At 60.5% G+C, this 13,230-nt stretch carries 16 protein-coding genes; 8 read left to right on the forward strand and 8 right to left on the reverse strand.

Going from position 1 to position 13,230, the window contains the following annotated elements; genetic code table 11:
- The first annotated feature begins 77 nt into the window (after positions 1-77).
- A complete protein-coding gene (locus IV89_RS03050; RefSeq protein WP_005850339.1) occupies positions 78-680 on the forward strand; it encodes an outer membrane lipoprotein carrier protein LolA in 603 nt (200 codons plus the stop codon).
- Positions 681-738: 58 nt separating this feature from the next.
- Here the strand turns inward: IV89_RS03050 and IV89_RS03055 are convergent, their stop codons facing one another.
- Together IV89_RS03055 and IV89_RS03060 are read right to left on the reverse strand one after the other, a co-directional pair.
- Positions 739-1,329, reverse strand: a complete 591-nt coding sequence (locus IV89_RS03055; RefSeq protein WP_174226590.1) for a lytic transglycosylase — start codon at positions 1,327-1,329, stop codon at positions 739-741.
- Positions 1,330-1,400: 71 nt separating this feature from the next.
- Positions 1,401-2,282, reverse strand: a complete 882-nt coding sequence (locus tag IV89_RS03060; RefSeq protein ID WP_037942726.1) for an AEC family transporter — start codon at positions 2,280-2,282, stop codon at positions 1,401-1,403.
- 84 nt (positions 2,283-2,366) lie between these two features.
- On the opposite strand from IV89_RS03060, the gene hspQ reads away from it, so the two are divergent.
- Complete coding sequence (gene hspQ / locus IV89_RS03065; RefSeq protein WP_005850331.1) at positions 2,367-2,693, forward strand: heat shock protein HspQ; 327 nt, start codon at positions 2,367-2,369, stop codon at positions 2,691-2,693.
- Positions 2,694-2,730: 37 nt separating this feature from the next.
- Here the strand turns inward: hspQ and IV89_RS03070 are convergent, their stop codons facing one another.
- The 3 genes from IV89_RS03070 to IV89_RS03080 all read right to left on the reverse strand — a co-directional run bounded on the left by IV89_RS03070 (position 2,731) and on the right by IV89_RS03080 (position 5,471).
- Positions 2,731-4,308, reverse strand: a complete 1,578-nt coding sequence (locus IV89_RS03070; RefSeq protein ID WP_037942728.1) for a gamma-glutamyltransferase family protein — start codon at positions 4,306-4,308, stop codon at positions 2,731-2,733.
- 345 nt (positions 4,309-4,653) lie between these two features.
- Positions 4,654-5,133, reverse strand: a complete 480-nt coding sequence (locus tag IV89_RS03075) for an ATP-binding protein (protein WP_037942732.1) — start codon at positions 5,131-5,133, stop codon at positions 4,654-4,656.
- A complete protein-coding gene (locus IV89_RS03080) occupies positions 5,130-5,471 on the reverse strand; it encodes an STAS domain-containing protein (RefSeq protein WP_037942734.1) in 342 nt (113 codons plus the stop codon). Before IV89_RS03080 ends, IV89_RS03075 begins: the two co-directional genes overlap by 4 nt.
- Positions 5,472-5,558: 87 nt before the next feature.
- On the opposite strand from IV89_RS03080, the gene IV89_RS03085 reads away from it, so the two are divergent.
- The 4 genes from IV89_RS03085 (at position 5,559) to rarD (ending at position 8,954) form a co-directional block, all read left to right on the forward strand.
- The gene (locus tag IV89_RS03085; RefSeq protein ID WP_037942735.1) at positions 5,559-6,731 is read left to right on the forward strand and encodes an acetyl-CoA C-acyltransferase; all 1,173 of its coding nucleotides are present in this window, start codon (positions 5,559-5,561) and stop codon (positions 6,729-6,731) included.
- Between the two features lie 76 nt (positions 6,732-6,807).
- Entirely contained in the window at positions 6,808-7,263 is a 456-nt protein-coding gene (locus IV89_RS03090; protein ID WP_037942737.1) for a GAF domain-containing protein, read from the forward strand.
- Positions 7,264-7,298: 35 nt separating this feature from the next.
- Positions 7,299-7,922 carry a LysE family transporter gene (locus IV89_RS03095; RefSeq protein WP_037942742.1) on the forward strand — a complete coding sequence of 208 codons (624 nt, stop codon included), beginning with the start codon at positions 7,299-7,301 and terminating at the stop codon, positions 7,920-7,922.
- A gap of 105 nt (positions 7,923-8,027) precedes the next feature.
- A complete protein-coding gene (gene rarD / locus IV89_RS03100; protein ID WP_037942744.1) occupies positions 8,028-8,954 on the forward strand; it encodes an EamA family transporter RarD in 927 nt (308 codons plus the stop codon).
- A gap of 56 nt (positions 8,955-9,010) precedes the next feature.
- Here rarD and IV89_RS03105 read toward each other — a convergent pair whose 3' ends face one another.
- A complete protein-coding gene (locus tag IV89_RS03105; RefSeq protein ID WP_037942746.1) occupies positions 9,011-9,421 on the reverse strand; it encodes a nuclear transport factor 2 family protein in 411 nt (136 codons plus the stop codon).
- A 59-nt stretch (positions 9,422-9,480) separates the two neighbouring features.
- Here IV89_RS03105 and IV89_RS03110 point away from each other — a divergent pair, with 59 nt between their 5' ends.
- A complete protein-coding gene (locus IV89_RS03110) occupies positions 9,481-10,128 on the forward strand; it encodes an RluA family pseudouridine synthase (RefSeq protein WP_005850315.1) in 648 nt (215 codons plus the stop codon).
- Positions 10,129-10,204: 76 nt separating this feature from the next.
- Here the strand turns inward: IV89_RS03110 and IV89_RS03115 are convergent, their stop codons facing one another.
- Positions 10,205-11,644, reverse strand: a complete 1,440-nt coding sequence (locus tag IV89_RS03115; RefSeq protein ID WP_005850313.1) for an aldehyde dehydrogenase family protein — start codon at positions 11,642-11,644, stop codon at positions 10,205-10,207.
- A gap of 165 nt (positions 11,645-11,809) precedes the next feature.
- Here IV89_RS03115 and IV89_RS03120 point away from each other — a divergent pair, with 165 nt between their 5' ends.
- The gene (locus IV89_RS03120) at positions 11,810-12,463 is read left to right on the forward strand and encodes a peroxiredoxin (RefSeq protein WP_037942750.1); all 654 of its coding nucleotides are present in this window, start codon (positions 11,810-11,812) and stop codon (positions 12,461-12,463) included.
- A 10-nt stretch (positions 12,464-12,473) separates the two neighbouring features.
- On the opposite strand, the gene IV89_RS03125 is transcribed toward IV89_RS03120, so the two are convergent.
- Positions 12,474-13,190 carry a glycosyltransferase family 25 protein gene (locus tag IV89_RS03125; protein ID WP_037942752.1) on the reverse strand — a complete coding sequence of 239 codons (717 nt, stop codon included), beginning with the start codon at positions 13,188-13,190 and terminating at the stop codon, positions 12,474-12,476.
- Between the last annotated feature and the right edge of the window lie 40 nt (positions 13,191-13,230).

Below are 13,230 nucleotides of genomic sequence, written 5' to 3' on the forward strand. Positions count from 1 at the left end.
GCTGCGTGATATCGTATATCATGACGCGAAGCCCTATGTCGAAGGCAAGGCACTGGAATAAGAATAGGAAGACTATGATGCGTTTTGTTACCACCACCGTTCTGGCCATTGGTCTGGGGCTGGCAGCTGTAATGCCCGCCGCCGCCGACAAACTGCCGCTGAACGCGATTTCCGGCTATCTTAACGATCTGAAAACCGCCAAGGGCGAATTCACCCAGATCAACGACGACGGCTCGATCAGCACCGGCACGATCTACATCAAACGTCCGGGCAAAGTGCGCTTTGAATACAACGCGCCGGATTCGGGGATTGTCGTGGCGGGCAGCAATACGGTTGTGATCTACGACAAGAAATCCAACCAACCGGCAGAGACATACCCGCTGTCCAAAACGCCGCTGTCGATCATTCTGGCCGCGAATGTGAACCTTGGTCAGGCCAAGATGGTGACGGGGCATAACTATGACGGCACCGCGACCACCGTGCGCGCCCAAGACCCCGCGCATCCTGAATATGGCAATATCGAGCTGAAGTTCACCGGCAACCCGGTCGAGCTGCGTCAGTGGATCATCAACGACGGCAACGGCACCAAGACCACCGTGGTTCTGGGCGACCTGCAGAAGGGCGGCAGCCTGCCCAACAAACTGTTTGACGTCGGCAGCCCCGGTCAGGTGAACCGCTAAGGGAAAAGGGCCTCGAACATACGTTCGGGGCCCCTTTCTTTGTCCTGTGTTGGTCAGCTTACCAACGTGACAGGCGACACCCTGCAATCTGCTGCTGGTACATATCGGAGCGCGCGCGCACCTTGCGGGCCACGGCGACCAGCCAGGGTTTCGAATTATAGCTTTGGCGCGCATAGCCTGTGTTGCCTTCGTGATAGGCCAGATACTGGTTTTCCGCGTCATGCAGGGGGATGCCGTTCTTGTCGCGGCTCTTGTTCATGTACCACCCCATGAAATCCGACGCGTCGTTGATCCGGTCGCGCTTGGCGCGGAAACCGCCAGCTTCGGCCAGATATTCATCCCATGTCGCATCAAGCGCCTGGCTGTAGCCAAAGGCGCTTGACTGGCGGCCCATGGGGATCACGCCGATGACATAGCGGAACGGCGTACGGGCGTCCGCGATGAATTTGCTTTCCTGATGGATCGTCGCCATCTGCACATGGACAGGCACGCCCCAACGGCGTTCAGCTGCACGGAATGCGCGGTAATATTCTGGGCGCTCTTTGAGAATCGCACATGCGTTATCAAGGTCTCGTGGGGCACTGGTCGGACCGCCACTACATGATGCCAAAAGCACAGCAATTATCAGGGCGCAAAAGGTTCTGCTCATCGGCCTCTCGCTTTTATCGTGTTTTTATTACATTTAGTTTATCAGATTGCCCTGCCGACGCCCACCAGAAATTACAGCAGAAACCCCAGCATAAGCGGTAAAGCGGCAACCGATAGCACGGTAGAGACGACAACCAGCCCCGCGACAGACTGCGCATCCGCACCGTATTTCTCTGCCAGCAGGTAGGATGTCACCGCCACCGGTGTTGCGACCTGTAAGACCAGCACGCCAAAAGCGATTTTATCAAGGTCAAAGAACCAGCCCGCCAAGGCGGCGATACCGATGCAGATCGCAAGCTTGATCAGCGACAACACCACTGCGCGCCCGATCCCGCCGGGGGACAGCCGAGCCACGGCAACGCCCAATGTGATCAGCATAATCGGGATCGCCATCTGACCGAGCAGGGACAGCGTATTGGTCAGAAACACCGGCGTTTCCCAGCCTTGCACCAGAAACAATGCGCCCAATGCCGTGCCCCAGACCAGCGGTTCACGGATGACTTTCCCAAAGGAGCCAGACCCCGCCACCAGCCAGATGCCAAAGGTGAACGACCAGATGGCCATAATTGCAAAGACCACAACGGCGTAACCCAACCCCGTGTCGCCAAAGGCAAAAAGCGCGAGCGGCAGACCCAGATTGCCGGTATTCCCGAAGATCATCGGGGCCAAATACGTCCGCCGGTTCAACCCAAACACGCGCACGATCACCGCAGCCAGCAGCGTCACCCCGCCATAGGCCGCCACTGTCGCCAGTGACAAAGCGCTCAGCGCGGCGGGGTCGATCTGCGTTGTCATCAGCGACACGAAAATCAGGCAGGGCACCGATAGGGTCATCGCCAGCTGGGTCACAAACTGGATGCGATACTCGAACCCCAGCTTTACCCAGGCAAAGCCGATCCCCGCGAGCAGGAACACAGGAGCCACAATTTCAAGCACTGTCAGGACGAGGTTCACAAACTGTTTCCTTGGTTACGCGTCGCAGGATTGGACAAAAGCCCCTTGAAGGGACTACGAACGAACGGTAGGTGCACCGATGTTATGATAAGAACGCGCGCGAAATACCACTTGGGCCAGATCGTCCGGCACAAAAAACATCCCTTCCGAGGGGTGATTTTTGACGTGGACCCCGAATTTGCCAATACCGAAGAATGGTACGAGGCTATTCCGGAAGACAGCCGCCCCGAGAAAGACCAGCCCTATTATCACCTGCTGGCCGAAAACGAACAAAGCTATTACGTGGCCTATGTGTCCGAGCAGAACCTCGTGGCCGATTACTCGGGCGAACCTGTGGACCATCCCGATATCCCCGACCTCTTCGGCCCGTTCACCGATGGGGCCTATCCGCTGCACTTCCAACTGAACTGAGGCAAAGCGTGGGTGACCCGCGCCCTGCCACCCTTTTTCAATAGCCGAGAGCACACCCATCCTTGCGTGCGTCGCTCGCCCCCTCCAGCAAACCGTTGTCATGCAGCTGGATCGCCTGCGCGCCGCCGATGGCTGTGGCCGGAATTTCGACCTTATGCCCCATCTCGGCCAGCTCGGCACGGACCGCATCGCTATAGCCGCGTTCGACCCTGAGGATGCCATTGTCGGAAAACGCGCGGGGGGCGTCGATGGCGGCCTGAGGGTCTAGCCCGAAATCCGTCAGGTTAGAGACAAACCGCGCGTGGCCATTGGGCTGGTAGGCCCCGCCCATCACGCCAAACGGCATGATCACCTTACCGTCGCGTTTGATCATCCCCGGAATGATCGTATGCATCGGCCGCTTGCCGCCCTTCAGCTCGTTCGCGTGCCCTTGGTCAAGGGTGAAACCAGCACCGCGGTTCTGCAGCAGGATACCGAATTTATCCGACGCGATGCCCGACCCGAAACCGTGGAAGATCGAATAGATCAACGACACGGACATCCCATCCTTGTCCACCACGGTGATATAGATCGTATCCTTATGCACCGCCTCTGACAGGGCGACGGGGTCGGGCATGGCTTTCTTCGGGTCGATCAACGCCGCCAGCTCCTGCGCCGTTTCGGGCGCAAGCATATGGGCCAGACGTGCGGTATGGTCCGGGTCCGCCAGAAAACGATTGCGCGCATCGTACGCCAGCTTGGCGGTTTCCGCCTCGATATGCACACGCTCCGCGCCCCAAGGATCCATGGATGCAATGTCGAAATGCGACAGCATGTTCATCATTAACAGTGCCGTGGCCCCCTGACCGTTCGGCGCATGTTCCAGCACCTCAACGCCCTGATAAGTGGAGGCAAGGGGCTCACCGGGGGTGCAAGCGGTGGCGGCAAAATCCTCTGCCGTGTGCTTGCCCCCCATCGCATTGAGAGAGGCGACGATATCTTCGGCCACCTCACCGGTATAGAAGGCATCGCGTCCGTCCTTGGCGATGCGACGCAGGACTTCGGCCTGACCGGGGGCGCGGAAGATGTCGCCGGTCTTTGGGGCCTCGCCGCCGGTCAGATAGAAATCGCGTGCGGCCCCCTGCAAGGTGCCCGCATCATTACCCCAATCAAAGGCGACACGTGCCGCGACGGGCACGCCTTCTTCGGCATAGCGGATCGCAGGGGCAAGAATCGTGTCCAGACCCATGGTGCCGATGGTGTCGGACAGGTGGCAAAACGCGTCGATCGCGCCGGGAATGGTCACGGCATGGGCGCTGCGCAGCGGTACCGTCTTTTCACCAGCGTCCCGCAAATGGGCGGCATCCAACGCAGCAGGGGCGCGGCCCGATCCGTTCAGCGCGTGCACTTCGTCGCTGCCCGCTGGCGAGTACAGCACAAAGCAATCCCCGCCGATTCCGGTCATCTGCGGCTCGCAAATCCCCAGCAGCACGGCACCGGCAATCGCGGCATCCATCGCGTTGCCGCCCCGCTCAAGAATATCGACAGCGGTCTTTGCGGCCAAAGGATGGGACGTGGCACACATGCCATTGCTCGCCAGAACGGGGGATCGTCCGGGAAGGTGAAAGTCGCGCATGTCATTGGCCTCAGGTTGCTGTCATCGGGCTGAACGTAGCGCGGTGCAGGACGGGCGGGCAATCACTAAAGGGCAGTTGGGCACTTAAAGGGGAGCTGGGTACATAAAGGGGAGCTGGGCACAGTAAATGTGCCTCGGCGTTGCGTACTGGGTGGGGGCTATTAAAACGCAACGCCGAGGGAAGCCATATGCAGCTACAGAACCGACGTTGCCCGCAAAGCTGGGCGGAATTATGAAACCTTTGAGGCGCTATTGCGGAGCGTTGCTTCAAGCTGCCCCAAAGGTGACCAACACTTAACCCTTGGCCGCAAAGGCCCCCCCTAGTGGCTGCCGCCCGTACCCAGCTTACCCCGCGGCAAGCGGAATGCGCAGCGCCAGCAGGTTCATATCACCGGTGCGCGAATATTCCAGCTCGCAGCTCAGCAACCGGATCAGGCTCCAGCCGAATCCCCCTTCGGGCAGTTCGTCTGCAAGTTTCAGCACATCGAATGCTTCACCCGGGGGTAGGGTGAACCCCGGCATCGGTTTGCCCAGATCGGTGATGCGAAACCGCAAGTCATCAGGCGCATAGGCCCCGCGCACCCCGATTAGCCCCGCTTGGGGCAATCCGGCATAAGCGTGTTCAACCACGTTATTCAACGTCTCGGCCAGCACCAGTTCCACAATCTCGAGGTTTTCTTGCGATAGCCCCCGATCGGCCAGTTCTGTGCGGATATGTCCAAGGGCCGCGCGTACCGCATCGGCAGAGGCTTCCAACGTCACCTCGAACCCATAGGGGGTATCCGCCTGACCGACTGTGCCTTCGTTCCGGTTCGGGGCGCTCATGCGGGCACCTGCGCGGCCAATGCGGCGTCCAAGGTCGGGAAAAGGGGAAAAACGCTGTCCATCCGCGTCAATCGAAACACCCGATCAACCGAGGGCGTCAGCCCCGCCAGCGTGAGGCTGCGGTCCGGTAACAGAAGTTTCAACGTCGCCACCACCGCGCCAAGCCCGCTGGAATCAATAAAGTTCACCTGCCCCAGATCCAGAATAACCACAGGTGGCCCATCTTCGATCATATCCCGCATGGCTTCTTTAAAGGCGCGGGCAACGGCGGCATCAATACGGTCTTCCATCACGGATATGATGTGCAGCTGCCCTTCTGTTCTGGTTGAGAGTTTCATATGGTCATCTCCAAGGTGTCCCGGACGCCAGAAGACATAGCGCCGATACCTTACCAAAAGATGATCATTTCCCGGGGAGGGGACGAAATGGAAAAAGTCGTGATAGCAGGGGCTGCGCGGACGCCGATGGGCGGGTTTCAGGGGGCTTTTGCCGATCTGACCGCGGCCGATCTGGGGGGGCATGCGATCAAGGCGGCGCTGGACGGTGCCGGCACCAATACCGTGGACGAGGTGCTGATGGGCTGTGTGTTGCCCGCAGGGCAGGGCCAAGCCCCCGCGCGTCAGGCCGGCTTCAAGGCAGGTCTGGGCGAAGAGGTGCCGGCGACAACGCTGAACAAGATGTGCGGCTCGGGGATGAAGGCGGCGATGATCGCCTTCGACCAGATCGCCTTGGGTCAGACCGATACCATGATCGCCGGCGGGATGGAGAGCATGACAAATGCGCCCTATGTGCTGCCGAAAATGCGCGGCGGCGCGCGGTTGGGGCACGGTCAGGTGATCGATCACATGTTCCTTGACGGGTTGGAAGACGCCTATGACAAGGGCCGGCTGATGGGCACCTTTGCCGAAGACTGCGCCGAGACATTTCAATTCACCCGCGCCGTGCAGGATGACTATGCGCTGGCCTCCCTGTCCCGCGCGCTTGACGCGCAAAGCAGCGGCGCGTTCGACGGCGAGATCGCAGCGGTTGATCTGAAATCGCGTAAAGGGTCGGTCACCATCTCGGCGGATGAACAGCCCGGCAACGCACGACCCGAGAAGATCCCAGAACTCAAACCCGCCTTCCGCGAGGGCGGCACAGTCACGGCGGCGAATGCGTCTTCCATCTCGGACGGGGCGGCGGCATTGGTGCTGGCATCTGAAACAGCAGCCAAATCCCAAGGGTTGAATGTCCGCGCGCATATCCTCGGCCACGCCAGTCACGCACAGGCACCGGGGCTTTTCACCACCGCGCCCGTACCGGCGGCGCAGAAACTGCTGGACCGGTTGGGCTGGCAGAAAGACGACGTTGATCTGTGGGAAGTGAACGAGGCCTTTGCCGTCGTGCCACTGGCCTTCATGCATGAAATGGGGCTGTCCCATGACATCGTGAACGTGAACGGCGGTGCCTGTGCGCTTGGCCACCCCATCGGGGCCTCTGGCGCACGTATTATCGTGACCCTGCTGAATGCACTGGAAAAACGCGGGCTGAAACGGGGCATCGCGGCGATCTGCATTGGTGGCGGTGAAGGCACCGCGATTGCGATCGAACGCCCCTGATTCTCCAAATGGACTAAATCCTCGGGGGTCGGGGGGCAGACAGCCCCCCGGTCCGACAGTAACAAAAGGCACTTTTATGCGCGTTGACTATCCTACCCTCTCCAAAACCCTCCACGCCTTGACGGACGGCGAAACCGACAGCGTCGCGCTGATGGCCACCGTCGCCTGCGAGGTGCACCACGCCGACGACCGCTTTGACTGGACGGGGTTCTACCGTGTGACCGCGCCAGAGCTGCTTAAGATCGGGCCCTATCAGGGCGGGCATGGCTGTCTGGTGATCCCCTTCGCGCGTGGGGTGTGCGGGGCCGCCGCGCGCACGGGCGAAACGCAGCTGGTTGCGGATGTGGATGCCTTTCCGGGCCACATCGCCTGCGCGTCCTCCACGCGGTCTGAACTGGTCCTGCCCGTCTGGAACGGCACCGGAGAGCTGCTGGGTGTCTTTGATATCGACAGCAACCAGCCCGCCGCGTTTGACCAGACCGACGCCGACGAACTCGCCGCGATTTTGAAATCCGTTTTCGCAAACGTCTAGGCCGGTGATCCTGCCCGTCGATCAAAGGAAATGTCATGAGCTTTGACGCTTGGCTCGTGTTTGCCCTGTTCTGGGTGGTGTTTGTCACCACGCCGGGGCCGAACGCGGTGAACTGTATCAGCAACGGGATGAACCTGGGCTTTGCGCGGGCAATGGTCGGGGTGCTGGCGATCCTGACGCAGGCCTCGCTGTTTCTGGCGCTGTCAGCGATTGGCGTGACGGCGCTGCTGACGGCCTCGGCCACGGGGTTCTTTGTGGCCAAGATGATCGGGGCAGGGTTTCTGATCTATCTGGGCGTGCGCGGGCTGGTCATGGCGGGCAAGCCTGTGATGATGGAGGATCGCCCCGCCGCGTCGGTCTATTGGCGTGCCTTTGCGATTGCGACGATCAACCCCAAATCGGTCGCCGGATATCTTGCGGCCTTCAGCCAATTCGTGCAGCCGGATGTCCCGATCTGGGACCAGATGATCGTGATCGTGCCGACGGCGCTGACCCTGACCGCGGCCAGCTATACCGGGTTTACGGCGCTTGGGGCGGGGCTGGGGCGGGCTGCCTTGGGCGCGGTGTTCAACGTCTGGTTCCGCCGCGTGATGGCGGTCAGCTTTGTCATCTACGGGGTGCTGTTGGGCAGCGCGCATACGCCGATGCCTAAGGGGTGATCAAGGGCTGATCTTGCGCGCCTGTGGGGCAACTGCCCTTGGGTCAGTCTTTCCCTCTGGTCCCTGCGGTCCTGCGGGCGTAAGCAGACCCCAAGGAGACACGATATGCGCAACCCAGATACCCTATCCAACACCCAGCCCGCCCCGCCCGAGGACACGCCCCAAGGGCTTGCCTTTGCGATCGGGGCCTATGGTCTTTGGGGGTTTCTGCCGCTGTACATGAAGGCCATCGCCCATATTCCCGCGGCAGAGATCGTCGTGCACCGGGTCATCTGGTCTGTGCCCGTGGGCGCATTGGTGCTGATCCTTCTGGGGCGCACCGCCACCCTGCGCGAGGCGTTCCGGTCGCCGCGTACCTTGGCGATGGGCTGTGTCACGGCGACGCTGATCTCGGTCAACTGGGGCATCTACATCTGGGCGGTGAACTCGGGTCATGCGCTGGACGCGGCCTTGGGCTATTACATCAACCCGTTGTTCAGCATCTTGCTGGGGGCGCTGCTGCTGGGGGAACGTCTGTCGAGACTTCAGCTTGCGGCAATCGGGCTCGCAGCCGTCGCCGTCGCGATCCTGACGCTTGATTCCGGTCGCTTCCCTTGGGTCGCACTGAGCCTGACATTCACGTTCGGGCTGTATGCGCTGGCGAAAAAGCGGCTGCCGATCGGGCCGAACCAGGGTTTCCTGCTTGAGGTCCTGATCCTGCTCGCCCCTGCGCTGGCTTATCTGGTTTACCTGATTATGACGGGGCAAAACCACTTTGGTCAGGGCGTGCCGTTTAATACGTGGATGCTGGTGGGCTGCGGCGTGGTCACGGCGGTGCCGTTGATCTTTTATGCCAACGGAGCCAAGCGGCTGCGGCTGTCGACCATCGGTATCTTGCAGTATATCGCGCCGACGATGATCTTCCTTTGCGCTGTGCTGGTCTTTGACGAACCCTTTGGGCGCGCGCGCATGATTGCCTTTCCGCTGATCTGGGGGGCGCTGGTGATCTATTCGATCTCGCTGTTCCGGCAGATGCGGCACAAACCGGCGTGACAAGGGGGGAGGAGGGGCGCAGACATGTCGCGCCCCTCGATCATTATATCATTCGCTCAGGACAGCGCGTCCTTGAAGGCGAGGAAGCTGGGGTCTTTCATCACCCGTGCGTTCATCGCCTCACGTAGGGCACCGATGGATTTATAGGGGCGCATCACCACCTCGAATTTGGCGATCAGACCGTCGTCACCCAGGGTGATCAGATCGACGCCAACGGCATCCAGATCCCCGATCTTGCACTGGAACTCCAGCGCCCAATCTGTCCCTTCCCCCATGATCCGGCGGTATTTGAAATCGCTAAAGACATTGCCGACGTGCCCCAGAACCGCTGCCACAGGGGCGCGGCCGGTCCAGGTCTTGTAATATGTCGGCGGCATGAAGGTGACGTCTTCCGCCAGCAGCGGGGCGATCTTTTCCGAATCCCCCTTGGCGACAACATCAATCATCTTGGTAATAGTAGGATGCATTCCGGGTCCTTTGGTACAGATTGGCTTGAAAACCTACCCTAACTCTGAGACGGACACTTATGGAAACAGAATATAATCCGCCCCAAGATCCGCTGGTTGTCCTGCATGAAGACGCCGAAGTGCTGCTGGTCGACAAGCCCGCGGGCTTGCTGTCGGTGCCGGGCAAGGGGCCACATCTGGCCGATTGTCTCATCGCGCGGGTGCAGGACGCATTTCCGGACGCGCTGCTGGTGCATCGTCTGGATCGGGACACCTCGGGCGTGATGATCTTTGCGCTGACGCCCCATGCGCAGCGCCATCTGGGATTGCAGTTTGAAAAGCGGATGACGCGCAAGACCTATGTCGCGCGGGTCTGGGGGGTACCGCAGGAAAAGACCGGCACCATTGATCTGCCGCTGATCGTGGATTGGCCGAACCGCCCGCGCCAGATGGTCTGCCATGAAACGGGTAAACCCGCACAAACCGACTGGCGTGTGCTGAAAGACGAAGGCGACACCGCGCGGGTGCGCCTTAGCCCCAAGACAGGGCGCAGCCATCAGCTGCGGGTGCATATGCTGAGCCTCGGCCATCCGATTCTGGGCGATCCGTTTTACGCCACGGGGCCCGCGTTGGCGTATCCGCGCCTGATGCTCCATTCAGAGGAGCTGCGGTTCAACCATCCTCAGGGCGGACATTCGACCAAGATCCGCGCCAAGGCACCGTTCTAAAGGCCATAGGGCGCAGACGAAAAAGGCCACCCCGCAGGGTGGCCTTGGTGTTTGTGGGCGATGCCGAAGGGACAGCTTATTCAGCGGCCCAACCCGAGACGGCCTTGATCTCGGTAAAGTCCTCGATCCCGTACATGCCACCCTCACGGCCATTGCCCGACTGCTTCATGCCGCCAAAGGGCGACCCCGCGGCGCGGCTTTGGCCGTTCATCTCGACCATGCCCGACCGCAGCTGACGCGCCAGACGGTTGCGACGCTCGCCATCTTGCGACTGGACATAGTTGGTCAGGCCGTAAACCGTGTCATTGGCGATCTGGACCGCTTGCTCTTCGCTGTCGAACTTCATGATCGACAGAACCGGCCCAAAGATTTCCTCGCGCGCGATGGTCATGTCGGGGGTCACGTCTGCAAAGACGGTGGGTTTGACAAAGAACCCGCGGTTCAAGCCATCGGGACGTCCGGTGCCGCCCGCAACCAAACGCGCGCCTTCGTCGATGCCCTTCTGGATCAGGTCCTGAATCTTGTTGAACTGCGATTCATTGACCACGGGGCCGATATGACGCCCATCTTCGGAGGCAGGACCAACGGTAACCTGCGACGCCACAGCGCCTGCTTCTTCAACGGCTTTGTCATAGACATCCGACTGCACCAGCATACGGCTGGGGGCGTTACACGACTGGCCAGTGTTGTTCATCATATGCAGCACGCCGCGTTTGACAGCCTTGTCATCTGCATCGTTGAAAATGATGTTCGCGCCTTTGCCACCCAGTTCAAGGTGGACCTTTTTCAGCGTATCCGCCGCCGCTTTCGAGATCAGCGTGCCCGCGCGGGTGGAGCCGGTGAAGCTGATCATGTCGATGTCTTTATGCGACGACATCTGGCTGCCGACACCGACGCCATCGCCGTTCACAAGGTTGAATACCCCTTTGGGGAAGCCTGCCTCGTCAATCAGTTCGGCAAAGATCATCGCGTCCAGCGGGCTTTCCTCGGACGGTTTCAGCACCATCGTGCAGCCCGATACAATCGCCGCGCCGACCTTGAGCGTGATCTGGTTCATCGGCCAGTTCCACGGCGTGATCAGACCGGCAACGCCCACGGCTTCGCGGATGATCCGGTCATTCGGGGCGTGATCGCCAAGCGGCTGTTCGAATTTGAACTCTTTCGCGGCCTTGATGAAGTTGCTCAGGTGATAAGAACCGGCACCAACCTGCGATGTGCGGGCCAGATCCATCGGCGCACCCATGGCCGTGCTCATCGCTTTGGCCAGATCCTCGGCGCGGGCCTGATAAACCTCTAGCAGCTTTTCCAGCAGAGCGATGCGTTCCGCCGGAGGCGTCGCCATCCAGCCGGGCAGGGCGGCCTTGGCAGCGGCAACCGCGGCATCGGTATCCGCCTGATCCCCAAGCGAGATGACCGCGCAGGGCTCCTCTGTGGTGGGGTCGATCACGTGATAGTCATTCGGCTTGGCGGGGGATACCCATTCACCGTTGATGTAAAACTCGCGCTTCTCCAGCATGGGAAAACTCCTTTTGTCATGCGGTGCCGGGGACGTTTCCCCCAGCCTGTTGCGCGTACCATGTCACCACATCTGGGGACCCGCAAGTGAGGGGGTGAAACCGGCAGCGCAACGTCTTACATAAGTGGAGAACGACAAACCGAAACCATGAAGCCGGAGAATATTATGTCCTTGCGCATCAACGATACCATCCCCGATCTGACTGTCGAAACCGATCAGGGCACGATCAGCCTGCACGACTGGGTGGGCGACAGCTGGGCGATCCTTTTTTCGCACCCAAAGGATTTCACGCCGGTCTGCACCACCGAATTCGGGGCGGTCGCACAGCTTGCCGACGAATGGGAAAAGCGCGGCACCAAGGTGATGGGCATTTCCGTGGACGGTGTTGAAGAGCACAAGAAATGGAAAGGCGATATCGAGACCTTCGCCGGTGCCAAAGCGGGCTTTCCGATCATCGCGGATAACGACCTGACCGTTGCCAAAGCCTTCGACATGCTGCCCGCCGACGCCTATATGCCCGATGGCCGCACCCCCAACGACAGCGCCACAGTCCGCGCCGTGTTCATCATCGGGCCGGACAAGCAGCTGAAGCTGTCGATGACCTACCCGATGACCGTGGGCCGTAACTTTGCCGAGGTTCTGCGCGCGCTGGACGGGCTGCAAACCTCGACCGGCAAGGGCGTGGCGACACCGGCGAACTGGAATGTCGGCGACGACGTGATCATCCCCGCGACCCTGTCGGACGATGACGCCAAGGCGAAGTTCGGCGACTTCAACAAGATCCTGCCCTACCTGCGCACCACCAAAGCGCCCAGCTAAGCGCCGGATCTCAGGCTCTCTGAGGTCGCAATTTAACCTGCGTGCGATACCACGCCCGCTTTAATTCCCGCATCAGCTTGCCGCTGGTGCGGGTTTTTTGCTGGATGGTTGACCCGCCGATCTGGTTGGCGATTTCGCTTAGCCCGTTGGGAAGCAGGGCGTGGAGCTTTTGCCCCGTCACCCAATGCATCTGCAGCCATGTATCGACAGGGCGGTCAATCTGGGTCGATCCGTCAAGCAAGCGCTGCGCGGCGTCGCGCCCCACCACCTGACAGCAACACTGCAAGCCGATCCGCTTGGGCAGGATCAACGTCATATCCCCGTCACGCGCCACGACATCTGCGGGCAGCTCTCGCATTTTGGGCGGCAGGCGCAGGTACATATCGGGCGTCAAATTCTGGTGGATAAGCTGCAACGCGCGGTCCAGCTCTGGCCGCGACACGGCGAGGTCATCCTCGACAATCATCGCGTAATCCCAGCCCTGATCGACGATCATTTGCCAGCATTTGCGATGGCTTTGAAAGACGCCGATCTCGGCCGGTGTCAGGGCGAAGGGATAGGACGGGCTGTGCAGGTTGCCAGAGTGGGTGCGCACATCTGCGACCTGCGTAGGGTCGCGGCCATTCACCGCTTCGACGACCTGCGCATCGGGCAGATCCTGCAGCAACCGCGCGACATTGGCGTGCCGCGCGGTGCTGGTGGACATATGGATGATCAATGATTTCATACGGTTTGATACCGCGCTTGGTGACGTTCTCAAACCGTTT

The organism is Sulfitobacter sp. CB2047 (assembly GCF_000735125.2).
Taxonomy (GTDB): Bacteria; Pseudomonadota; Alphaproteobacteria; order Rhodobacterales; family Rhodobacteraceae; genus Sulfitobacter; species Sulfitobacter pontiacus.